We start from the raw sequence: 22,115 nt of genomic DNA, 5'->3' as shown, positions 1-22,115 counted from the left end.
CGATGACGCTCAGGCCCTGATTGCCCGCACCGACTGGAGCCGCAGCCCGCTGGGCGCCGCCGGCACCTGGCCGCAGAGCCTGCGCACGGCGGTGGACATCGTGATTCATTCGCCGATGCCGATGCTGCTGTTATGGGGGCCGCAACTCACGCAGATCTACAACAATGGCTTTGCCCTGCTCGCTGGCAGCAAGCATCCCGAAGCGTTCGGGCAGCCGACGCATGAGGTCTGGCCAGAGGTGCGGGATTTTGCCGAGCCGATTTACCAAGCGGTGCTGCAGGGTCAGGTGCGCAGCTTCAGCGAGCAGCGTTTCAGCGTGCAGCGGGACGGCAAAAAAACCGATTTCTGGCTGGATCTGACCTACAGCCCGATTCGCGATGAAACCGCTCAGGTGGCCGGGATACTGATCACCGCCATCGAAACCAACGAGCGCCGACGCATTGCCCTGGAATTGCAGCGTCGCTCCGAAGAAAGCCTCAAGGCCCAGCGCCAGTCCGAGGAGCGTCTGCAACTGGCCCTCGCCGCCACCGACGCCGTCGGCACCTGGGATTGGGACATTGGCGAAGACCGTTTCATCGCCGATGCGCACTTCGCCGAACTGCACGGCGTCGATCCGGCCAGGGCCGGGCAGTTGCCGATCAGCGAATACATGCACGGGGTGCACCCCGAAGACCGCGCCATGGTCGCGCGCGGCATCAAGTACTGCATCACCCATGGCACCGAGTACGCCGAGGAATATCGCCTGTTGCAGGCCGATGGCACGCTGCGCTGGGTGTTCGCGCGCGGGCGTTGCTACAAGGATCATCATGGTCGGCCGATGCGCTTTCTCGGCGCGGCGCTGGACCTGACCGAACGCAAACATACGGAACAGGCGCTGCGTCAGAGCCAGACCGAATTGCAGTTGATCATCAACGCCATGCCGATCCTGATCAGCTATGTCGACGCCGAAGAACGCTTTCGCTTGAACAACGCAGCCTATCTGGACTGGTACGGCCTGACGCCGCAGGAGTTGTATGGGCGCACGATCCGCGAAGTCATCGGCGAAGAGGCGTATTTCCTGCGTGCGCCGTACATCGCCGAAGCACTGGCCGGCCGCTCCTGCTCCTTCAGTTTCTACACGCCGCACCGCGACGGCAGCACCCGTCATGCCCTCATGAATTATCTGCCGCGACATGGCGCGGACGGCGCAGTGAATGGCTTCTACATCTTTGTCATCGACGAAACCGAGCGCAAGAAAACCGAGGAAGCCCTGCGCAATCTCAACGAGACCCTCGAAGAGCGGGTCAGCGCGCGCACCGAGCAACTGGCTCAGGCCAACGAGCGTTTGCAGAACGAGATGTTCGAACGCGAGCGCGCCGAAGACGCCTTGCGCCACGCGCAGAAGATGGAAGCTGTCGGCCAGCTCACCGGCGGCATCGCCCACGACTTCAACAACATGCTCACCGGCATCATCGGCAGCCTCGACTTGATGCAGCGCTACATCGCCAACGGTCGCGCCGATGAGATTGGTCGCTTCACCGAGGCGGCCGTGTCGTCGGCCAACCGTGCGGCCGCGCTGACGCATCGCTTGCTGGCCTTCTCGCGGCGCCAGTCGCTGGACCGCAAGCAACTGCACGTCAATGAACTGGTGCATTCACTGGAAGACCTGATCCGCCGCACCAAGGGCGATGCCATCGAGCTGCAACTGCGCCTGCCCGAAGATTTGTGGCCGGTGAGTACCGACGTCAGCCAGCTGGAAAATGCCCTGCTCAACCTGGTGATCAATGCCCGCGATGCGATGCCCGAAGGCGGCACGTTGCTGATCCAGACCGCGAACGTGTATCTCGACAGCAGCGACACCACCATTCTCGAGCCCGTGAAGGCCGGCGAATACGTGATGCTCGCGGTCAGCGATAACGGCACCGGCATGACCCCATCAATCCGTTCCAAGGCGTTCGATCCGTTCTTTACCACCAAGCCGATCGGCCAGGGTACCGGTCTGGGGCTGTCGATGATCTACGGTTTCGCCCAGCAGTCCGGTGGCCATGTCAGCCTCGACAGTGTGCCGGGGCAAGGCACTTGTGTACGTCTGTACTTGCCGCGTTTGCTTGAGCCGACGCCCGAATCCTCGTCTGTGGAGAAAGCCGAACCGATTGCCGCTTCATCTTCAGGCGAGACCGCGATTGTGGTCGAGGATGATCCGGCAGTGCGCATGCTGGTGCTCGATCTGCTCAAGGAACTGGGCTACACCACCTTCGAAGCGGAAAATGCCACGAACGCCCTGCCCGTGCTCGAGTCCGTGCAACGCGTCGATCTGCTGGTTACCGATGTCGGGCTGCCGGGCATGAACGGGCGCCAGTTGGCGGAGATTGCTCGGCAGCATCGTCCGGGGCTTAAAGTGCTGTTCATGACCGGTTACGCGCAGATTGCTGCCGAGCGCCAGGGCTTTCTTGAAGAGGGCATGGACATGGTCGCCAAGCCCTTTGTCCTTGAAGTGCTGGCGAGCAAGATTCGCAAGTTGAGCAACCCGACCCCGCGACTTGAGGCATAATCGCGCGCCCCGCTGTCACCCCGTTATCAGGTATTGCACGATGAAAGCCCAAGCCCGCCACATTCTGGTGAAAACCGCCGAAGAGGCCGAACAACTCAAACAGCGCATTGCCAAGGGCGAAGCGTTCGATGTGCTGGCGAAGAAATTTTCCACCTGCCCGTCCGGCAAACGCGGCGGCGACTTGGGCGAAGTGCGGCCGGGGCAGATGGTCGGCGCAATTGATGCGGTGATTTTCAGGAAACCGCTGCGCACCGTGCATGGGCCGATCAAGAGCAAGTTTGGTTATCACCTGGTGCAGGTGTTTTATCGGGATTGATCGGCTGGCTGCCGGGCTTCTTCGCGAGCAGGCTCGCTCCCCCATGTCGACCGCGTTTTCATTGTGGGAGCGAGCCTGCTCGCGAACCGATTGCGCAGCAAGCGGCCATTCTCTGATTACCTGGGGATCAGCGCTCCAGGCACCTGTATCACCCGACTGGCCAATTCATGTCCCGCTTGCGCCGCCTCTGCCGGACTGCCGCCGAGCAAGCGCCTGGCCAGGTACGCCGCACTGAACGAATCCCCCGCCGCTGTGGTGTCGACAACCTTATCAACCTTGTGCGCCGGCACTTCAAACGCCTCACCATTGCAGCGAATCAGACACGCCTCGGCGCCGCGCTTGAGCACCACTTCCGGCGTGCCGATCTGTGCGTACGTGGCAAACACCTCAGCGCAATCGGCAAACCCGAACAACGCCTGTTCGTCATCCACCGTCAGCAGCGCCAGATCGACATAAGGCAGGACGCTGCGATACGCCGCGCGCGCCTCTTCCACCGACGCCCACAGGCGTGGGCGGTAGTTGTTGTCGAAAACGATGCGTGCGCCGCGCTGTCTGGCTTCAATCAGGGTCTTGATCAGTCGGGCGCGGCCTTGCATTCCGAGTACGGCGAGGGTGATCCCACTGAAATACAGCACGTCGTAGTGCGGCAACGCCGCGAGGATCGGCTCGGCCGCAGGGGTGGTGAAGCAATCGCGTACCGCCGCTTCGTTGCGCCAGTACAGGAAACGCCGTTCGCCGTTGGCGTCGGTCTGGATGCAGTACAGACCGGGCAGCCGACCGGGCAAACGCTGCACCAGATCGAGGCCGATGCCTTCGCTGCGCCAGATCTGGCACATGGCGTCGCTGAAACTGTCATCGCCCAGCGCGGTGACGTAGTCGACTTGCGCCTTGTCGCCCAGCGCACGGGACAGGTACACCGCCGTGTTGAGGGTATCGCCACCGAAGCTTTGCTGCAGACTGCCGTCGGCTCGTTGTTGCAGTTCGATCATGCACTCGCCGATCAGGGCGATGCGCGGGGTGTTGCTGAGGATTTTCATCGGGTGGGATCTCGGGTGGTTCAGTGGAGGCTAAGCGGGCGTCTTCGCGAGCAGGCTCGCTCCCACAATGGAACGCATTGATCTTGTGGGAGCGAGCCTGCTCGCGAATAGCCGCCGCAACGCAATCTCAAGCCTTAGAAACAAGTCTCCATGGTCTCGATGACCGCCATCTGCTCATCCACCAGCAACCCAACACGCCATTTGTCAAACGTCAGGCATGGATGCGAAGTACCAAAGGAAATGATGTCGCCGACCCGCAACTCGACACCCGGCGCTACGGTCATGAACGCATGCTGATCCATCACCGCGGTGACCTTGCACGCGCCGATATCATCCCCCGCCGCCGGCACCACGCCGGCCTTGTAGCGCAACAACGGCACCGGCAAACCGGCATCGAAGGCGACATCGCGCTTGCCCAGGGCGATCACCGCAAAACCCGGTTCCGGCAGCGACTGCACATGAGCCCAGACTTCCAGCGCCGGGCGCAGGCCTTCGTGCAGGTCGCTGCGACGGTCGAGCACGCAGCACTGCGCCTCTTTGTAGATGCCATGGTCGTGCGCGACATAACTGCCCGGGCGCAACACGCTGAGGAAGCGGCCAGCGGCGTTCTGGGTTTCGAAAGATTCGGCGATCAGGTCGTACCAGGCCGAACCCGACGCTGTGATGATCGGTCTGGCGATGGCAAAGGCGCCGCTGTCCTGTAGCTGCACCGCGAGACGAACCAGCGACGCGGCGAATTCGCGAATGCCACTGACCGCATGATCGCCATGAATTACGCCTTCGTAACCTTCAATACCGGTGAGGGCCAGTGCCGGTTGCGCATCGATGGCCTTGGCCAACTCGATGACTTCCTGCTCGCTGCGGCAACCGCAACGGCCGCCGACCACGCCGTATTCGATCATCACGTTGAGCTTCACTCCCCGCGAAGCGAAGTAACTCCCGAGGTCGGCGACGTTGTCCGGGTGGTCGACCATGCAATGGAAATCGAACGTCGGATCGGCGAGCAGATCGGCAATCAACGCCATGTTCGGCGTACCGACCAACTGGTTGGCCATCAACACCCGGCGCACGCCGTGGGCATAAGCCGCGCGGGCCTGGGTGGCGCTGGCGAGGGTGATTCCCCAAGCGCCGGCGTCAAGCTGTCGTTTGAACAGTGCCGGGGTCATGCTGGTTTTGCCGTGGGGCGCCAGTTCGGCGCCGCTGTCGCTGACAAATTTCTGCATCCAGCGAATGTTGTGCTCCAGCGCCTCGCGGTGCAGCACCAGCGCCGGCAGGCTGACGTCGCGGGTCAATTGCGCGCCGATGACGGCGTCGCCTTTTTCTACGGCAGAGTTGATGGCAGTGGTCATGGTCCAATCCTCACAGACGCGGCCGCAGGCAGCCACGGTTATTCGTTGATCCGCCGGGCGAGGCTGTTGGCGCTCTCGATCAGCACCCGGCGATAGTCGTCGTAATTGTTTTTCGCATCGGCGCGCGGGGCGACGATGCACAACGTGCAAATGGCCACGCCCTGCCGGTCTTTGACCGGCGCGGCGAAGCAATGGGTGAAGGTGTCGGCGACGCTGTCGAAGGAGAAGAAGCCATCGCTGCCGGCCTGACGAATCTCCGCCAGAAAACGGTCCAGTGGCAGGCGTTCGCCGTCGGGCAGGATGTAGTCGTCTTCGTCGATCAGGTCGATGATCTGCTGATCGCTCAAATGGGCGAGCAGCAGGCGTCCGGAAGCTGTCCATGGGATCGGCGCGTTTTCGCCAATATCGGAGGAAATGCGGAAATGCCGCTCGCCCTCTTTCATCAACGCCACGGTGTATTTGCGCCCGTTGAGCAGGCACATCTGCGCGGTTTCGCGGGTCTGGCTGACGATCTCCTGCAAAGCGTGATCGGCCTCGCGACTGAGGTCGAAATGGCGCAGATGCGCCTGACCAAGGAAGTACAACTGGCGGCCAAGGTAGACGTGGCCATCCTTGCCCACCGGCTCGAGAATTCGCCGCTCCAGCAAGGATGCGACCAGTTCGTAGACCGTCGACTTCGGACTGCCGATGCCATTGGCGATGTCGTTGGGGCGCAGGGGCTGGCCGATTTCCTTGAGAAAATCGAGGATATCGAACGCCCGGTCCAGACCGCGTGCCCGGCGCTTGATGGTGTCTTCGGTCATGTCAGTGGTTTCCATTCAAAGTCGCCGGGAGTTTACAGCCAATGATCGTTCCCATGCTCCGCGTGGGAATGCCTTACCGGACGCTCCGCGTCCACTTTTAGGACGCAGAGCGTCCCGGGCTGCATTCCCACGCAGAGCGTGGGAACGATCGGCGTGTATCAGGCCTTCTTCTTGTAGGCAATGCAGTCAATCTCAACCTTGCAATCAACCATCATGCTCGCCTGCACACAGGCGCGCGCCGGGGCGTGTTCGGGTTTGAAATACTCGGCGAAGACCTTGTTGAAACTGCTGAAATCCCGTGGATCGTCCAGCCAGACGCCGGCGCGAACCACGTCCTCAAGGCCATAACCAGCCTCTTCGAGAATGGCGATCAGGTTCTTCATGGTCTGGTGGGTCTGTTCGACGATGCCACCAACGATGATCTCGCCATCCACCGCCGGTACCTGGCCGGACACATGCAGCCAGCCATCCGCTTCAACTGCGCGGGCGAATGGACGAGGCTGGCCGCCGGCGGCGGTGCTGCCGGTGCCGTAACGCGTAATGCTCATGGGTGTTTCTCCTGATTGCAAAAGTACAGATTCAAAACCGCGTGCTCTTGAGAAATTCCGCCAGACGCGGCGATTGCGGGCGTTCGAACAGTTCCTTGGGAGGTCCCTGCTCTTCGATCCGCCCTTGATTCATGAAAACGATCTTGTCCGAAACCTCGAAGGCGAAACGCATTTCGTGGGTCACCAGCAACATAGTCATGCCGTCCTCGGCCAGCCCCTTGATCACGTTGAGCACCTCGCCAACCAATTCCGGGTCGAGGGCCGAGGTGACTTCGTCAAAGAGCATCAGGCTCGGGTTCATCGCAATCGCTCGGGCAATCGCCACGCGCTGTTGCTGGCCGCCGGACAACTGACCGGGAAAGTGATTGCGCCGCTCCAGCAGGCCAACGCGCTCCAGCCATTTTTCCGCGAGCACCACGGCTTCGTCCCTGTGCATCTTCTTCACCTTGAGCAGGCCAAGGGTGACGTTCTGCAACGCGGTCAGGTGCGGGAAGAGGTTGAATTGCTGGAAGGCCATGCCGGTCATCGCACGATGGCGGGCAATGACCTTCTCCGCATGGCGCACGCGTTTACCGTTGACCTCGTCGTAGCCGATGGACTCGCCGTCGAGCAGGATCTGCCCGCCCTGGAATTCTTCGAGCATGTTCACGCAACGCAGCAGCGTGGTTTTGCCCGAACCGCTGGAGCCGATCAGCGTGACGACGTTGCCGCGCTGCATGCTCAGGTCGACACCCTTGAGCACTTCCACCGTGCCGTACTGTTTGTGCAGGCCGCGAATGTCCAGCAATGCCTGATCCTGTGAAGCAACTTGAGCTTGAGTCATGGCAGGGCCACCCGCTTTTCAATGTGCCGGCCGAGTAATTCGATGCCGTAGTTGATGACGAAGAACAGAAAACCGGCGAACAGGTAGAACTCCAGGGTCATGAAGTTCCGGGCGATGATCTGTTGCGTGCTGAGCAGCAATTCGGCGACGCCGATCACCGAGAGCAAGGTCGACGCTTTGACGATTTCGGTGGACGAGTTGACCCAGGTCGGCAAAATCTGCCGCAGCGCCTGAGGCAACAGCACGTAGCCGAGGGATTGGTAGAACGTCAGGCCGATGGCTTTCCCCGCCTCCATCTGCCCGCGCGGCAAGGCTTGCAGCGCACCACGGACAATCTCGGCGACGTGCGAGCCGCAGAACAGCGTCAGGCCCAAGGCTCCGGCCTGAAACGCGCTGATCTGCCAGCCGAGCGCCGGCGCCATATAAAAGCAGGCCAGCACCAATACAAACACCGGCGTGCCGCGAATCAGATCGACGTACAGCCGAAACGGCGCACGCATCCAGAATCTGCCGTAAGTCAGGACCAGGCCGGCAACCACGCCGAGCAAGGTGCCCAACACAATGGCCAGCGCCGAGACCTGCACACTGGTCAGAAAGCCCTGCCACAACGGCTCGCGCGCGACCCACAATTCATGCAACCAACTGGGAGATTCGTACATCGCTGCCTCCTATCGGCGGATCGCCAGACGCTGCTCGAGGTAACGCAGCAGCATGGCAATGAGGTAACAGGCCGCGACATATAACGCCGTGGTCACCAGCCAGGTTTCGATCACCCGGTAGCTTTCGACGTTGATCTTGCGCGCGTAATAGGTCAGCTCCGGCACCGCAATCGCAGCCGCCAGCGAAGTGTCCTTGAACAGCGAAATGAAGTTGTTCGACAGCGCCGGCAGCACATTGCGCAGCATCACTGGCACGGTGACGTAAGCCTTGACCTGCCATTCACCGAGACCGATTGCCAGCCCGGCTTCGCGCTGACCCTTCGGAATGCTCAGCAAGCCGCCACGAAAGACTTCGGTCAGGTACGCGCCGGCATACAGCGACAGCGTGATGATGAACGAAGGAATCTTGTCCAGACGAATGCCAAGGCTGGGCAGTGCGAAGTAGATCAACAGAATCAACACCAGGATCGGCGTGTTACGCACTACCGTGACGTACACCGAGGCCAGCACCCGCAAGGCGCGGTGCTTCGACAGCAAGGCAAACGCCATCAGCAGGCCGATCACGCAGCCGATGGCGATCGACACCAGCGCCAGCTGCAAGCCCAGACCGAGCCCCGCCAGCAAGGTGTCGAAATCGCGCCACACGGCGGCAAAGTTCAACTGATAGTTCATGGTCAGCAGTACCTTGAGCGGGGCGATTTGACTCGCCCCACTCTCACGGGATCATTTGAATTCGACTGGGAAACCGATGGCTGGAGATGGCAGATCAACACCGAACCATTGTTTGAACGAAGCGGCGTAGGTCGGGAACTCAACTCCGGTCATGGCTTCATGCAGCGCTGTGTTGACGAAGTTCAGCCAGTCCTGATCGCCACGTTTGACGGCGCAGGCGTAAGTCTGCGGGCTCCAGGCATAGCTCGGGCTGCGGTAGCGGCCAGGGTTCTGCACCATCAGGTATTTGACCGACGACTGATCGGTGGCGGCGGCATCGGCGCGGCCGGAGTTCACGGCCTGGTACATCAGGTCAACGCTGTCGTACTGATCGACTTTGGCCTTGGGCAATGCCTGATGCACCAGTTCTTCGGCGTAGACGTTCTGCAGCACCGCAACGGTAACGTCATCGCCCGCCGCCTGCAGGTCTTCGATTTCCTTGTACTTGCTGCTGTTCGGCAACAGCAGGCCAACACCTTCGCGGTAGTACGGCAAGGTGAACGCGACTTGCTGGGCACGGCTGGCGGTGACGGTGATGAACTGGCAGCTCATGTCGACCTTGTCGGTGAGCAGATTGGGAATCCGCGCATCGGACGACTGCACCACGAACTCGACCTTGCTCGGGTCGTTGAACAGCCCTTTGGCCACGATCCTGGCGATGTCGATATCAAAACCCTGCAACTTGCCGTCCGCGCCCTGAAAGTGCCACGGCGCATTGGTGCTGCCAGTGCCCACGATCAACTTGCCACGGGCAAGAACACTGTCGAGCTTGCTGTCGGCAGCCTGGGCCAGGCCCATGACCGAGGAAGAAGCTGCAAGAACAAAAACACACGCTTTGAACAACGAAGGACGGCGATGCATGGCAAGCACTCCAGAATTGTGTTTATTCCGCTATACCGGAACACGGTTTGTTACTACGGAATAGACAGCAGAAAGTGTGCCACAGGAATCAGGAGAAATCTGTAGTCGTATTGAATGCTTTGTTAATCAAGGAGATATGGACTTGCGGACCAATTGATCGGTCCGACCCAATACGCAGAAAGGTCCCTGCGATCACTAATGAAAGGGGTGGTTCGTTCCCAACTTGGGTCAGATGGCGTCGTGATGGTGCGAATCAGGGTTACAGTTGAGCAATACCTGTGTCAGCGGTTGAGTGCCTGCCTGTACACATCACCACCCTGCCGTTTCCCAACCGCTATCACCGTAACGACCAGTACCTCGTCCCTGACCCGATAGACCAACCGATATCCAGCGCTTCGAAGCTTGATTTTATAGGCGTTACTCAATCCTTTCAGACGAGCCGCCGGAACGTGGGGATTTGCCAGCCTTTCAACAAGTTTATTTTTGAACTGCTCTCTGAGCTCCGACCCAAGCTTTCGCCACTCCTTCCAAGCCTTTTCAGAAAATTCCAGTTCATAGGTCATCAATGGATACCTTGATGGTCGGATCGTTTTCTCGCTCCTTGCAAAGGGCCATCAGTTCCAGATCCTCCAGGCGCTCCATCATTGCTTCATATTCCTTGGCAGGAACACAGTAGAAGGCCGGTTCGTTTCGATTAAGGATCGCCACAGACCGGCCTCCACCAGCTGCCACTGTACCCATAGGATTTTTTTTCAATTCGGAAATACTCGCTACGACGTGAGAAAGAACAATGTGCGTCATGAACTGTGCCTCTTGAAGTGCTCTGATTAGTGCTCAAAATAGCACTCCAAGTGATGCTCGGCGCAATGCATTGAGGTTACCACGCGGTTTCTTGTGAGGTTCCCGCATTGGTTGTCAGGTCTATCTGGCGTTCTTGTGCGATTAATCTCGTGGTTACGCAGCCCACCTGTAATTTCTGACAGTAGACCGCGACGCCCCTGCTCCTTTAACGTCAAGGTGCCTACCCGCTCGTTGAAAAGGACCCTTCGATGAACGCCACAAACACTACTTCCGCGCTGGACCCGGTTTACCGCAAAGCCCTGAAAACCTGGCGTCCGGTCATTCTTTATTTCGCCAATGAACACTGCCCCGCCTGCGAATGGGCCGGGCCGGTCTTTCGGCAGATTGCCGAGCCTTACCGACTGCGCGCCAACATCTATATGCTCAACACCAGCCAATCGCCCAAGCACCCGAACGTCACGGGCACGCCAACAGTGCTGTTCTATAAAAACGGCAGACTGCTGAAAAAGCTCAAAGGTATCGGCACCGAGGAAAGCCTGGCGAGGGATATGGCCCGGCATGTCGGCAGGACAAAGGCTCCCGCAACGCCACGCAAACCTCACCATGATCTGGCATGGCTGCGGCGCACGCTCAGGTCATTGCGCACCGTCACTGGTTCGCGCCACCGGCTTCTGCGCTGAACCCGACCGGGATTGGACAATCCGCGGTCCGCCTGCTTTGCTGTTGAGCGAACACATTGCGCGCGGCCCGCCGGTTCGGGTGGTTGCCAGGATCGGCGCAGACAGCGGGATAAGCATGTTCGAAACCATTGAAGCGCAAGCGTTGAAGGAAACCGCGTCTAACGAGTTGAGGGAAGAGTTTCTCCAGCGCGAGTTCGAACGGCTCAAACCGTTCAGCCTGTTGATCTATGTGGTCAGCATTTTCATGTGGCTGCTGTTTGATCTGATCGTCAGTTTTCTCGGCGATCAAGGCTTCACCTGGCGCTCGATGGCGTTTCTCGCTGGTTTCGCGCTGTTGACGGTGGTGCTCGGTTTTACGCGCAGGGCTAGCCATTTCGATGTGCTCACCCTGTTGCTGGTCCTGGGATTGACCGTCGGTGTGCGAATGATCGTCGACGGCCTCGCGCCTGCTTCGCACAGCTTATGGCTGGTCCTGGCAGCAGCGAGCATGTTGTACAGCGTGTCGGTACTGCCGCTGCGGCGCTGGGCGTTCTTTGCGGTACAAGTTGTGATCTGGGTGATCCTCAACCCGTTTCTCGCCACCACTACCGAAATCACTGAACTGCGCGGCGTTCTGACTGCCTGCTACAGCGTGTTCCTCTGCGCGCTCACGGTGTACACCTTTTTGAAATTCCGCGAGGCGAAGCTGAACAACTACCTGATGTCGCGGTTGCTGCTGGATCAGGCCTATAACGACCCGCTGACGCAGATTCCCAACCGACGCTCATTCATGACCCACGCAGGGCAACGGCTGCTGGCAAGCCCGCGCGAGCGCGATCATTACCTGATGATGATCGACATCGACAACTTCAAGAGGGTCAACGACACCTACGGGCATGACATCGGTGATGAGGTGCTCATTCGCGTCGCAGCCGATATCAAGGCAGTGATGATTGCGTTTGACTACGCGCGTATGGGCGGTGAGGAGTTCGCGATCTATCTGGCGGGAGTGCGGCGCGAGGATGTTGAAAGCCTTGCCACGCAACTGTGCCAATCAGTGCGTGAACAGCCCACCCAGCACCCGGTCACCATCAGCATCGGCATTACCCGGGTGGCTGAGGGTGACTCGTTGAATCAGGCGCTGATCAAGGCGGATGCGGCGTTGTACGCATCAAAGCATACGGGCAAGGACCGCTTTACGTTTCATCAGTAACAAGCGCAGCGACCGCTGCACCATTCCGCGAATGCTCAAGCCACCTCACGCTCCAGCAACACCCGCGTCACCCGCCGTTCTTCTACCGCTTTGACGGTCAGTTGCCAGCCCTCGTATTCCAGTCGATCGCCGGTCATCGGCAACCGATCCAGCAGACTCATGACCAACCCGGCCATGGTCTGATAATCCTCGGTCGGCTCGGCATCGAAGCCGGTACGCTGGCGAACGCGAGCCAAGGGCAGCGCGCCGCTGACCAGAAACCCGCCGCGCTCTTCGACCACATCAGGGCCTTCGATTTCACTGGCATCGGGCAACTCACCGGCGATCGATTCGAGGATGTCGGTCATGGTCAATACGCCGACGAAATCGCCAAACTCATTGACCACGAAAGCGATGTGCGTCGATGCCGCGCGCATCTGCTCCAGGGCATTGAGGATCGAGTAACTGTCGAGCAGATTGACGGTCTTGCGTGCCAGATGCTCCAGGTTCGGCTCATTGCCGGCCAGATACTCCTTGAGCAATTCCTTCTTGTGTACGAAGCCAAGCGGCTCGTCCACCGCGCCATCGCGAATCAGCGGCAAGCGTGAATACGACGAATGCATCAACTTCGTGCGAATGGTTTCGGCGTCATCCGCAAGATCAATCAGGTCAACGTCGGCGCGCACCGTCATCAGGTTGCGAATCGGCCGCTCCGCCAGTTGCAGCACACCGCTGATCATCACCCGCTCACGACGGTCGAACAGCTCGGCCACCGGCGCTTCACCGTTGTCCAGAAGGTCGGAGATTTCCTCACCAACCTCCTCCGCCGCCAGCTTGCGGCCACCGAGCAGACGCATCACCGCATGGGCTGTGCGCTCGCGCATCGGGCGCACGCCCTGCATCGAACGTTTGCGCCGAGCCCGGGCGATCTGGTTGAAGACTTCGATGAGGATCGAGAAACCGATGGCGGCGTACAGGTAACCTTTCGGGATATGGAAGCCCAGACCTTCGGCGGTCAGGGCAAAACCGATCATCATCAGGAAGCCCAGACACAGCATGATCACGGTCGGATGTGCGTTGACGAAGCGGGTCAGCGGCTTGCTGGCAACGATCATCAGGCCGATGGAAATGATCACGGCGATCATCATCACCGCCAGTTCATCGACCATGCCCACGGCGGTAATCACCGCGTCGAGGGAGAACACCGCGTCGAGCACTACAATCTGCGCCACGATTGGCCAGAACAGCGCGTAGGTTGTGTTGGTCGAGCGCTCGCCGACATGGCCTTCGAGGCGCTCATGCAACTCCATCGTCGCCTTGAACAACAGGAACACGCCACCGAACAGCATGATCAGGTCGCGGCCGGAGAAGCTCTTGTCGAACACCTCGAACAACGGCTGCGTGAGCGTAACCAGCCAGGAAATGCACGCCAACAGGCCCAGGCGCATGATCAACGCCAGCGACAGGCCGATGATCCGCGCGCGATCGCGCTGATGCGGCGGCAGTTTGTCGGCAAGAATTGCGATGAACACCAGGTTGTCGATACCCAGTACCAGTTCCAGCACGATCAGAGTCAACAGGCCTAACCAGGCTGTGGGATCCGCTAACCATTCCATAAAACGTCTCGATCTCTCTTCAGTGAATTCAGGCGGCCGGACACGGCGAAGTGCAACGCGAAAGCTCAAGAGCCGCGTTATCAACCATAGTCGGTAGTCGGAAGACGGGGTGCTGCGAAAGGATCAAGACCGCGCGAAGGCGTGCTGGAGAGTGCTGACTGGGAGGCTCCGAGAGGGTGTTCATGTAGATCCTGAATGAAAAATGGCCTTCGAGCGTACAGCGTCGACCGGCCTGTTCTACAGCGGCAAATCATTTCAAAATCTGTACGAATCAATGTAACCGAAGATTTTCAGCGTTGCTGAAGACGCCTTCGCGAGCAGGCTCGCTCCCACAGGGTGCGAGCGGTGCGGCGGATTTCAGCGCAAATCCAGCTCATCGATATGCTGATACTGCGCTTGCAGCGCGGTCGCCAGATCCTTCGCCCGGCCCAGTCGAATCGGCCCGCGCTCAATGTCGATCAGCAATCCCGGACACGCCAGCACTGGCAACGCCGACAGTTCTTTCACGCGACCATCGGTCACGATCAGGCAGCGTTGCTGTTCGGCAGAAAAGCGCTTGCGTCTAACCGTCAGCCATTGCTGCGCCTGCGCCAGTGCCGCGAGCAACGGCGTGCCGCCACCGGCGCCCAAACCGTCGAGCCAGACGCGCAGGCCGCTTGAGGCCATCAAGCCTTGCACCTGCCATTTCGGCGCAGAACCACTGGCGGTCAGCAACGCCAGCCGGGCCCGCTGGCGATAAGCATCGTCGAACAGCTGCGCGAGCAGGCCCTTGGCATCGCTCAAAGCCTGATGGCGACGGGTCGAGGCCGACGCATCGACGATCACCAGCCAGATTTCATGGGGCGAGCGGGTGCGCTGTTGAAACAGCAGATCGGCGCGGCGCTGGGGGCGGCCATTGAGCAGCGTGCCAGGCCAGTTCACCGATCCGCTGCCGGCCCCATGCCGCTGGCCCTGGCGGCCATTGTCGAGTTGTCCGGCACGGGGTCTGGCATTCGCCCCCGCGTCGGACCGGGGGCGAATGCCTAGGGCTTTTTTGCCAGTGGCGGCCAGCTCGGAACGTCGCGGCGGGCACCGGTGGCTTGCGCCGTTGCCGGCATCTCGCCCCACTGGCCCTGCCCTTCGCTGGGCTTGCTGTCTGCGCCTGACGGAGATTGCGCTTGTGGCTCCGCGCCGGCCAAGGGCTGCTCGCGACGGCGATGGCGCAGGGCAAATTCGGCCACCGCGTCGATGTCCTCTTCAGCAATCGCATCCGCCCCACGCCACGCGGCATGGGCGCGGGCCGCGCGCAACCAGACCAGATCGGCACGCAAGCCATCGACGCCAGCAGCGAAACAACGCTCGGTAATCAACGCCAATGCCGCGTCATCCAGCGGGATGGCTACCAGGCGCTCGCGCGCGCTTTCACAGCGCGAACGCAGGATGTGTTGCTCGCTCGCCCACTGCGCGCAGAACCCTTGTGGATCGCTGTCGAAATCCAGCCGCCGGCGAATGATCTGTCCGCGTTCGGCGGGCGCGGTGTGGCCGCTGAGGGCAACGTTCAAGCCGAAGCGGTCAAGCAGTTGCGGCCGCAGCTCGCCCTCTTCCGGGTTCATGGTGCCGATCAGAACGAATTTCGCCGAATGCCGATGGGAAATGCCGTCGCGCTCGATCAGGTTGGTACCGCTGGCAGCGACATCGAGCAGCAGGTCGACCAAGTGATCGGGCAGCAGATTGACCTCATCGACATAGAGCACGCCACCGTCAGCCTTGGCCAGAACACCGGGCGAGAACTGCGCGCGACCGTCGCTGAGGGCAGCATCGAGATCGAGGGTGCCGACCAGCCGCTCTTCGGTAGCGCCCAACGGCAAAGTGACAAACTGGCCGCTGGCGAGCAGATCCGCCAGGCCCCGCGCCAGCGTCGACTTGGCCATGCCGCGCGGACCTTCGATGAGTACGCCGCCGATTTTCGGGTCGATGGCGGTCAGGCACAGGGCGAGCTTCAGGTCATCGGCGCCGACCACGGCGGAGAGTGGGAAATGCGGGGTGTCGGTCATTTGGGTTTTCCCTTTCGTGGTCTTTGGTGTGCTTGAGTTTTAGTGGCGTGTCAGTTGGGTGGCCCTCACCCTAACCCTCTCCCAGAGGGAGAGGGAACTGATCTGGGTGTTCTTGCAAGTTGCGCCGACCTGAATTATCGAGTTGAACTCAGGCCTCAAAACCAACACAAATCGGCTCCCTCTCCCTCCGGGAGAGGGCTGGGGTGAGGGTAGCTTTTTAGCGGCTACATATCTTCCTCGATATCCAACAGCAAATTCTCCAGCGCCTCTTTATAAGCCCCAGGCTCCTGCCACATCCCGCGCTGCTGCGCTTCGAGCATGCGTTCGGTCATGTCGCGCAACGCGTGGGGATTATGCTCACGAACAAAATCCCGGGTCGCCGGATCAAGCAAATATGCCTCCGCCAGCAACGCATATTGATGGTCATCGATCAACTGCGTAGTCGCATCGAAGGCGAACACATTATCAACCGTCGCCGCCAGTTCGAACGCGCCTTTGTAGCCGTGACGCTTGATTCCGTCGATCCACTTCGGATTCGCCGCGCGCGAGCGCACCACGCGGTTCAACTCTTCCTTCAGGGTACGAATCTTCGGCAGATCCGGCTGGCTGTGATCGCCGTGATAACTGGCCGCCGCTTCGCCACGCAGCGTCTCCACCGCAGCGAGCATGCCGCCCTGGAACTGGTAGTAATCGTTGGAATCGAGCAAGTCATGCTCGCGGTTGTCCTGGTTCTGCAGAACTGCCTGCACCTGGCTCAGACGCTGACTGAACTGCTCGCGGGCAGCCGTGCCCTCGTCGGCGCCGCCGTAAGCGTAGGCGCCCCAGTTCAGGTAGACCTCGGCGAGGTCTTCGCGGCTCTGCCACAGACGGCCATCGATCGCGCCTTGCACCCCGGCGCCATACGCCCCCGGTTTCGCGCCGAAGATGCGCCACCCGGCCTGACGCCGCGCGGTATCTTCATCGACGCCCGACTGCAACAGCGCCTGGCGTTCGGCGCGCACCTTGGCGGCCAGCGGATTCAAGTCGTCCGGCTCGTCCAGCGCGGCCACCGCTTGCACGGCGGCGTCGAACAGGCGGATGAGATTTGCAAACGCATCACGGAAAAACCCCGAAACCCGCAGCGTCACGTCGACTCTTGGACGATCGAGCAGACTCAGCGGCAGAATCTCGAAATCATCCACGCGCTGACTGCCCGTGGCCCAGACCGGACGCACGCCCATCAACGCCATGGCCTGAGCGATGTCGTCGCCGCCGGTGCGCATGGTTGCGGTGCCCCACACGGACAAGCCGAGTTGGCGCAAGTGATCGCCGTGGTCCTGCAGATGCCGTTCGAGGATAAGCGTCGCCGACTGGAATCCGATGCGCCACGCGGTGGTGGTCGGCAGATTGCGCACGTCCACCGAATAGAAATTACGACCGGTGGGCAGCACGTCGAGGCGACCACGGCTGGGTGCGCCGCTGGGGCCGGCGGGGAGGAAACGACCGCTGAGGGCGTCAAGCAGACCGCGCATTTCGGCCGGGCCGCAAGCATCGAGGCGCGGGGCGACGACTACGCGCAGATGCTCGAGTATCGAATCTACCTCAGCCCACCCCGGCCCTTTTGGGAGCGAGCCTGTTCGCGAAGGCGTCGGGTCAGACAACTGATATTTTACTGACACACCGCTTTCGCGAGCAGGCTCGCTTCCACAGGGGACATTCAGTGCTTGGGAGATCAGGTCTGCAGCGAAGAGTTCGAGGCGTTCGCGGGTGTCGCCGGCGGTGCGCCAGACTTCTTCGCTGATGGTCTGCAACTCGGTCGGACGCGGGCCACTCCAGGCATCGGCCAAGGCGCAATCCAGCGGATCAAAACCGAGATCAAACGCTTTGGCCAGTGCTCGCAGCAGACTCGACTGCGCGCCCTTGCCGTCACCGCGCGGGATGCGCAGCAATGCCAGCAAGGTGTCGATACGCAAGCGCCCGCTCGGCGATTCGCCGAAAATGTGCAACCCATCGCGAATCTGCGATTCCTTGAGGTCGCACAGATAAGTGTCCAGACGCGGCAGCCAGATCGCCGCATCGGCATCGCTGTCCAGCGCTGCGTCCAGTTGCAGCTCGCGGTCGATCTGCGTGTCACGCACCAATTGCAGAATGTCGCGTTGCAACTCGCGGGCACGGCGCGGATCTAGCAGTTGCGCCTCGTAATACTCGTCGGCCAGCAGCTCCAGATTGCGCAGCGGCCCGTAGGTTTCGGCGCGGGTCAGTGGCGGCATCAGGTGGTCGATGATCACCGCTTGCGTGCGGCGTTTGGCCTGAGCGCCCTCGCCCGGATCGTTGACGATAAACGGATAGATATTCGGCAGCGGCCCTAGCAGCGCGTCCGGCCAGCAATTCTCCGAAAGGCCGACGCCTTTGCCCGGCAACCATTCGAGATTGCCATGCTTGCCGACGTGGATCACGCCGTGGGCCCCGTAGGTGTTGCGCAACCAGAAATAGAACGCCAGATAGCCGTGCGGCGGGACCAGATCCGGGTCGTGATACACCGCGCTCGGATCGACCTGATAACCCCGGGCCGGCTGGATGCCGACAAAGGTCAGACCGAAACGCAGACCGGCGATCATCAGGCGACCGTCGCGGCACATCGGATCGTTTTGCGGCGCCCCCCAACGCTCCATCACCGCCGCGCGATTCGCCTCCGGCAACGCGTTGAACATCGCCAGGTAATCATCCATCGCCAGGCTCTGCTGGCACGGGCGCAGGTCGAGACTATCGAGGTCGTTGCTGACACCGCCGAGCAGTTGCTGGATCAGTTCGGTGCCGCTCTCGGGCAACTCGGCCGTGATCGGATAACCCTCTTCGCGCAACGCGCACAGGATGTTCAGCGCCGCCGCTGGCGTATCGAGGCCGACACCGTTGCCGATGCGGCCGTCGCGGGTCGGATAGTTGGCGAGGATCAGCGCGATGCGTTTTTTGCCATTGGCCACGCGCGCCAGATCAACCCAGCGCCGCGCCAGTTCGGCGACGAAATCCATGCGTTCGGGCTGGGCGCGATAGCAGACCACATCGGACTGACTGCGCTCGCTGCGCCAGGCCAGATCCTTGAAGCTGATCGGTCGGCTGATGATGCGCCCGTCAAGCTCCGGCAAAGCAATGTGCATCGCCAGATCACGCGGCCCGAGGCCCTGTTCGCTGTCGCGCCAGCCGGGTTCGTTGTCCTGAGCGCAGATGGCTTGAATCACTGGGATGTTGCGGCGAAACGGCCGCAGATGCGGCGCTTCGGGGCTGGACTGGGCAAAACCGGTGGTATTGAGAATCACCCCCGCCTCGACTTCATCCAGCCAGTCCTCGACCACAGACAAGCAACCGGGTTCTTTCAGACTGGCCACCGCGATCGGCAGCGGATTGAGCCCGGCTGCCCGCAAACGCTGACAGAACACATCAATGAACGCCGTGTTCGCCGCCTGCAAATGCGAGCGATAAAACAACAGCGCCGCCACCGGTTGACCGGGTAGCCATTCGGCTTGCCAGTCGCTCAGGGCAGCGCTGTTTTTCTGTGGGTGATAAATCGCCGTGCGCGGCAGGGTTTGCGGCTCGCTCCACGGGTAATCGCGGGCAAACCATTGGTTGCCCAGGCAACGGAAGAAATCCAGTGCATTGCCCATGCCGCCCTGACGCAGAAATTGCCAGAGTCGATCGCGTACTTCGGCGCTGACCGTGCTCAAGTCGCTGAGCTCGGGGTCCGGACGGTCATCGCCGGGCACCAGAATCAGTTGCACGCCGCGTTCCGACAACTCGACCAGCCGCTCGACGCCATAGCGCCAATAGGCGATGCCGCCGTGCAGCGAGATCAGAATGACCTTGGCGTGGCGCAGCACTTCGTCGACATACAGATCGACCGAGGCATGATTCTGCACCTGCATCGGGTTGGCCAGACGCAGGCTCGGGTAGTCATCGGGCAATTGCTGCGCAGCCTCGGCGAGCAGCGCCAGGCTGGAATCGCCGCTGCACAGGATCACCAGCTCGGCGGGGGTTTGTCCGAGATCGGCAATGTTGTCGTCCGAGACGAATCCGCCGGGCTGGGTCCTGAGCAGGTGCATGGTTTAAACGCTGAGCGCAGCGCGCAATTGCGCTTCGAGTTGTGCGGCATCGAGTTCCTGACCGATCAGCACCAGACGCGTGACGCGCGCTTCTTCGGCGCCCCACTGACGGTCGAAATGCTTGTCGAAACGCGTGCCCACACCCTGGATCAACAGGCGCATCGGCTTGTTCGGAATCGCCGCGAAGCCTTTCACGCGCAGAATGCCGTGTTGCACCACGAGTTGCGTCAGCGCGTCGAGCAGCAGGCTTTCATCGGCTTGCGGCAGTTCGATTGAGATCGAATCGAACGCGTCGTGATCGTGATCGTCGTCATCACCGTCATGGTGGTGATCGTGGTGACTGTGGCGGCTGTCGATGTGCTCCTCGGAGCCGGCACCGAGGCCGATCAGCACGTCGAGCGGCAGGCGGCCATTGCTGGCTTCGATGATTTTTACCGCTGGCGGCAGCTCTTCGGCGACTTCAGCGCGCACCCGTGCGAGATCTTCCGGGCTGGTCTGGTCGGCCTTGTTGAGGATGACCAGGTCAGCACTGGCCAGTTGATCGGCGAACAATTCGTGCAGCGGCGACTCGTGATCAAGGTTCGGATCGAGTTTGCGCTGGGCATCGACCTGATCCGGGAACGCTGCGAAGGTGCCAGCAGCGACGGCCGGGCTGTCGACCACGGTGATCACCGCGTCAACGGTGCAGGCGCTACGGATTTCCGGCCACTGGAAGGCCTGCACCAGCGGTTTTGGCAGGGCCAGGCCCGAGGTTTCAATAAGGATGTGGTCGAGATCGCCGCGACGGGCAACCAGTTCGCGCATTACCGGGAAGAATTCTTCCTGCACCGTGCAGCACAGGCAGCCGTTGGCCAGCTCATATACGCGGCCGCTGGCCTCTTCTTCGGTGCAGCCGATGGTGCATTGCTTGAGGATCTCACCGTCGATGCCGAGCTCGCCAAACTCGTTGACGATCACCGCGATGCGCCGGCCCTGAGCGTTGTCGAGCATGTGCCGCAGCAGCGTGGTTTTGCCTGAACCGAGGAAACCGGTGACGATGGTGACGGGGAGTTTGGCCAGTGTTTTCATCGGTATGCCCTTTGGCAAGCGGCGGGCATACGGGACGAGAACCGGCAGCGCGCATGCACGCCGGAAGCATTCGCCACCGGATCACCCCGCCCGGTTGTAGTGAGAATCTGTGACGAGGCAGGTCTCCTGGCTGACGGCGTTCAGGCGCGAGACCTGGCGTCCATTGCGCCTTCCCGCTGGCTCATCGGTTGAGCTGGCAGTGGCGTGGCAACGAACATCACCGTTCACAGTTGCGGGGGCAGCCGCGGCTTTGACCGCGTTCCCTTCTTAGCTTCGGCGAGTGCCGAAGAACCTCGAAAGCGCAAGGCTACGCATGGGTCCGTCGTCGGTCAATGGTCGGTGAGTCTGAAACTGGGGGTATATCCGTTGCTGCGGTAACGGCTTCTTAAGGTTTTGCTCTTACAGCGAGTCCCTTTTTCAAACGCCGGAGTGCCGGCACAGCAAAAAGAAACCAAAAGGCTTTGCCCCGGCGCACGGCCCGCTCGCTGGGGCTCGGGGTACCTTCGTTACGGGACCGATCCGGGCGCAGCCTGCTGAAGGGGCAAAAGATCAAAGCCAAAGCAAAAGCCAGATCTAGAGCCCCTCACCCTAGCCCTCTCCCCGAGGGAGAGGGGACTGACCGAGGTGTTTAGGCGAAATACGCCGACTTGCGATATCGAGTCGAATGCAGATTCTGAAAAGCCCGCAAATCGGCTCCCTCTCCCTCGGGAGAGGGCTGGGGTGAGGGGCGAATCCAACACAGATCCAAAGCAGACCACACGCTTTTCACCACTCAACAATGAGCGTTAGCTCGAGTGCTCTTGATCTTGATCCACCGGCGACGTCGGAAGGCTGAGTGGAGGGATTGATCCGGGCGTGGGAGCGCAGCGACCGTTCGACGAAGTCGAACACAGCGGAAGGAGGTGCAGCGAAGCAAACCGTAGCCGCTGCGCCCGGATCAGTCCCGCAGCGAAGGAACCCGAGCCTGCGAGGGCCGAACGTAGGAGCAAGCGTTTTTTTGCTTACTTTTTTTAGGCGTTTGTAAAAAAAGTGAGTC

19 protein-coding genes and 1 riboswitch are annotated in these 22,115 nt (G+C 60.9%); of the genes, 4 read left to right on the top strand and 15 right to left on the bottom strand.

Annotated elements, in window-relative coordinates; genetic code table 11:
* Together D8U82_RS04010 and D8U82_RS04005 are read left to right on the top strand one after the other, a co-directional pair.
* Nucleotides 1–2,530: PAS domain-containing protein (locus D8U82_RS04010; protein ID WP_130901690.1), on the top strand; the 2,530-nt coding region annotated here is incomplete at its 5' end.
* A gap of 40 nt (nucleotides 2,531–2,570) precedes the next feature.
* Entirely contained in the window at nucleotides 2,571–2,846 is a 276-nt protein-coding gene (locus D8U82_RS04005; protein WP_125926821.1) for a peptidylprolyl isomerase, read from the top strand.
* A gap of 116 nt (nucleotides 2,847–2,962) precedes the next feature.
* Here D8U82_RS04005 and D8U82_RS04000 read toward each other — a convergent pair whose 3' ends face one another.
* The 10 genes from D8U82_RS04000 to D8U82_RS03955 all read right to left on the bottom strand — a co-directional run bounded on the left by D8U82_RS04000 (nucleotide 2,963) and on the right by D8U82_RS03955 (nucleotide 10,438).
* On the bottom strand, nucleotides 2,963–3,883 hold the full coding sequence (locus D8U82_RS04000) for a sugar kinase (RefSeq protein WP_125926822.1): 921 nt from the start codon (nucleotides 3,881–3,883) through the stop codon (nucleotides 2,963–2,965).
* A gap of 134 nt (nucleotides 3,884–4,017) precedes the next feature.
* The gene (locus D8U82_RS03995) at nucleotides 4,018–5,232 is read right to left on the bottom strand and encodes an amino acid deaminase (protein ID WP_130901689.1); all 1,215 of its coding nucleotides are present in this window, start codon (nucleotides 5,230–5,232) and stop codon (nucleotides 4,018–4,020) included.
* Nucleotides 5,233–5,270: 38 nt separating this feature from the next.
* Entirely contained in the window at nucleotides 5,271–6,035 is a 765-nt protein-coding gene (locus tag D8U82_RS03990) for an IclR family transcriptional regulator (protein ID WP_130901692.1), read from the bottom strand.
* A gap of 158 nt (nucleotides 6,036–6,193) precedes the next feature.
* Nucleotides 6,194–6,583, bottom strand: coding sequence for a RidA family protein (locus tag D8U82_RS03985; protein ID WP_016774497.1), 390 nt, complete (start codon nucleotides 6,581–6,583; stop codon nucleotides 6,194–6,196).
* A gap of 31 nt (nucleotides 6,584–6,614) precedes the next feature.
* Nucleotides 6,615–7,406 carry an amino acid ABC transporter ATP-binding protein gene (locus tag D8U82_RS03980; protein ID WP_130901688.1) on the bottom strand — a complete coding sequence of 264 codons (792 nt, stop codon included), beginning with the start codon at nucleotides 7,404–7,406 and terminating at the stop codon, nucleotides 6,615–6,617.
* Nucleotides 7,403–8,065, bottom strand: coding sequence for an amino acid ABC transporter permease (locus D8U82_RS03975; protein WP_024012747.1), 663 nt, complete (start codon nucleotides 8,063–8,065; stop codon nucleotides 7,403–7,405). The genes D8U82_RS03980 and D8U82_RS03975 overlap by 4 nt, the downstream gene beginning before the upstream one ends.
* Before the next feature lie 9 nt (nucleotides 8,066–8,074).
* Nucleotides 8,075–8,737, bottom strand: coding sequence for an amino acid ABC transporter permease (locus D8U82_RS03970; protein WP_024012746.1), 663 nt, complete (start codon nucleotides 8,735–8,737; stop codon nucleotides 8,075–8,077).
* A gap of 51 nt (nucleotides 8,738–8,788) precedes the next feature.
* Entirely contained in the window at nucleotides 8,789–9,637 is an 849-nt protein-coding gene (locus D8U82_RS03965; RefSeq protein ID WP_125916108.1) for a transporter substrate-binding domain-containing protein, read from the bottom strand.
* Nucleotides 9,638–9,918: 281 nt separating this feature from the next.
* On the bottom strand, nucleotides 9,919–10,200 hold the full coding sequence (locus D8U82_RS03960; protein ID WP_130901687.1) for a type II toxin-antitoxin system RelE/ParE family toxin: 282 nt from the start codon (nucleotides 10,198–10,200) through the stop codon (nucleotides 9,919–9,921).
* Complete coding sequence (locus tag D8U82_RS03955) at nucleotides 10,190–10,438, bottom strand: type II toxin-antitoxin system Phd/YefM family antitoxin (protein ID WP_130901686.1); 249 nt, start codon at nucleotides 10,436–10,438, stop codon at nucleotides 10,190–10,192. Before D8U82_RS03955 ends, D8U82_RS03960 begins: the two co-directional genes overlap by 11 nt.
* A 248-nt stretch (nucleotides 10,439–10,686) precedes the next feature.
* On the opposite strand from D8U82_RS03955, the gene D8U82_RS03950 reads away from it, so the two are divergent.
* Nucleotides 10,687–11,118 (top strand): thioredoxin family protein, encoded by a 432-nt coding sequence (locus D8U82_RS03950; protein ID WP_130901685.1) that lies wholly within the window; start codon nucleotides 10,687–10,689, stop codon nucleotides 11,116–11,118.
* Nucleotides 11,119–11,233: 115 nt separating this feature from the next.
* On the top strand, nucleotides 11,234–12,310 hold the full coding sequence (locus D8U82_RS03945; protein WP_130901684.1) for a GGDEF domain-containing protein: 1,077 nt from the start codon (nucleotides 11,234–11,236) through the stop codon (nucleotides 12,308–12,310).
* Nucleotides 12,311–12,345: 35 nt separating this feature from the next.
* Here the strand turns inward: D8U82_RS03945 and D8U82_RS03940 are convergent, their stop codons facing one another.
* From D8U82_RS03940 to cobW, 5 genes are all read right to left on the bottom strand, one after another.
* Nucleotides 12,346–13,905: a TerC family protein gene (locus D8U82_RS03940; RefSeq protein WP_130901683.1), complete on the bottom strand. Its 1,560-nt coding sequence runs from the start codon at nucleotides 13,903–13,905 to the stop codon at nucleotides 12,346–12,348.
* A 357-nt stretch (nucleotides 13,906–14,262) separates the two neighbouring features.
* Nucleotides 14,263–14,955 carry a VWA domain-containing protein gene (locus D8U82_RS03935; RefSeq protein WP_130901691.1) on the bottom strand — a complete coding sequence of 231 codons (693 nt, stop codon included), beginning with the start codon at nucleotides 14,953–14,955 and terminating at the stop codon, nucleotides 14,263–14,265.
* Nucleotides 14,928–15,938, bottom strand: coding sequence for an AAA family ATPase (locus D8U82_RS03930; RefSeq protein ID WP_130901682.1), 1,011 nt, complete (start codon nucleotides 15,936–15,938; stop codon nucleotides 14,928–14,930). The genes D8U82_RS03935 and D8U82_RS03930 overlap by 28 nt, the downstream gene beginning before the upstream one ends.
* A gap of 224 nt (nucleotides 15,939–16,162) precedes the next feature.
* Nucleotides 16,163–20,011 carry a cobaltochelatase subunit CobN gene (gene cobN, locus D8U82_RS03925; RefSeq protein WP_130901681.1) on the bottom strand — a complete coding sequence of 1,283 codons (3,849 nt, stop codon included), beginning with the start codon at nucleotides 20,009–20,011 and terminating at the stop codon, nucleotides 16,163–16,165.
* A 3-nt stretch (nucleotides 20,012–20,014) separates the two neighbouring features.
* The gene (gene cobW, locus D8U82_RS03920) at nucleotides 20,015–21,079 is read right to left on the bottom strand and encodes a cobalamin biosynthesis protein CobW (protein WP_042610347.1); all 1,065 of its coding nucleotides are present in this window, start codon (nucleotides 21,077–21,079) and stop codon (nucleotides 20,015–20,017) included.
* A gap of 98 nt (nucleotides 21,080–21,177) precedes the next feature.
* Nucleotides 21,178–21,390, bottom strand: a riboswitch (cobalamin riboswitch).
* Nucleotides 21,391–22,115: the final 725 nt, after the last annotated feature.

Origin of the sequence: Pseudomonas sp. Sample_23, assembly GCF_004307595.1 — a bacterium.
In the GTDB taxonomy this organism is placed as follows: domain Bacteria; phylum Pseudomonadota; class Gammaproteobacteria; order Pseudomonadales; family Pseudomonadaceae; genus Aquipseudomonas; species Aquipseudomonas atacamensis.
This window is presented reverse-complemented; position numbering and strand designations above follow the sequence as displayed.

Coding starts and splice junctions, on each gene's coding strand:
- D8U82_RS03990 (WP_130901692.1), bottom strand. CDS start 6,035: ATGACCGAAGACACCATCAAGCGCCGGGCACGCGGTCTGGACCGGGCG.
- D8U82_RS03970 (WP_024012746.1), bottom strand. CDS start 8,737: ATGAACTATCAGTTGAACTTTGCCGCCGTGTGGCGCGATTTCGACACC.
- D8U82_RS03965 (WP_125916108.1), bottom strand. CDS start 9,637: ATGCATCGCCGTCCTTCGTTGTTCAAAGCGTGTGTTTTTGTTCTTGCA.
- D8U82_RS03930 (WP_130901682.1), bottom strand. CDS start 15,938: ATGACCGACACCCCGCATTTCCCACTCTCCGCCGTGGTCGGCGCCGAT.
- cobN (WP_130901681.1), bottom strand. CDS start 20,011: ATGCACCTGCTCAGGACCCAGCCCGGCGGATTCGTCTCGGACGACAAC.
- D8U82_RS04000 (WP_125926822.1), bottom strand. CDS start 3,883: ATGAAAATCCTCAGCAACACCCCGCGCATCGCCCTGATCGGCGAGTGC.
- D8U82_RS03975 (WP_024012747.1), bottom strand. CDS start 8,065: ATGTACGAATCTCCCAGTTGGTTGCATGAATTGTGGGTCGCGCGCGAG.
- D8U82_RS03940 (WP_130901683.1), bottom strand. CDS start 13,905: ATGGAATGGTTAGCGGATCCCACAGCCTGGTTAGGCCTGTTGACTCTG.
- cobW (WP_042610347.1), bottom strand. CDS start 21,079: ATGAAAACACTGGCCAAACTCCCCGTCACCATCGTCACCGGTTTCCTC.
- D8U82_RS04005 (WP_125926821.1), top strand. CDS start 2,571: ATGAAAGCCCAAGCCCGCCACATTCTGGTGAAAACCGCCGAAGAGGCC.
- D8U82_RS03950 (WP_130901685.1), top strand. CDS start 10,687: ATGAACGCCACAAACACTACTTCCGCGCTGGACCCGGTTTACCGCAAA.
- D8U82_RS03985 (WP_016774497.1), bottom strand. CDS start 6,583: ATGAGCATTACGCGTTACGGCACCGGCAGCACCGCCGCCGGCGGCCAG.
- D8U82_RS03960 (WP_130901687.1), bottom strand. CDS start 10,200: ATGACCTATGAACTGGAATTTTCTGAAAAGGCTTGGAAGGAGTGGCGA.
- D8U82_RS03980 (WP_130901688.1), bottom strand. CDS start 7,406: ATGACTCAAGCTCAAGTTGCTTCACAGGATCAGGCATTGCTGGACATT.
- D8U82_RS03995 (WP_130901689.1), bottom strand. CDS start 5,232: ATGACCACTGCCATCAACTCTGCCGTAGAAAAAGGCGACGCCGTCATC.
- D8U82_RS03955 (WP_130901686.1), bottom strand. CDS start 10,438: ATGACGCACATTGTTCTTTCTCACGTCGTAGCGAGTATTTCCGAATTG.
- D8U82_RS03945 (WP_130901684.1), top strand. CDS start 11,234: ATGTTCGAAACCATTGAAGCGCAAGCGTTGAAGGAAACCGCGTCTAAC.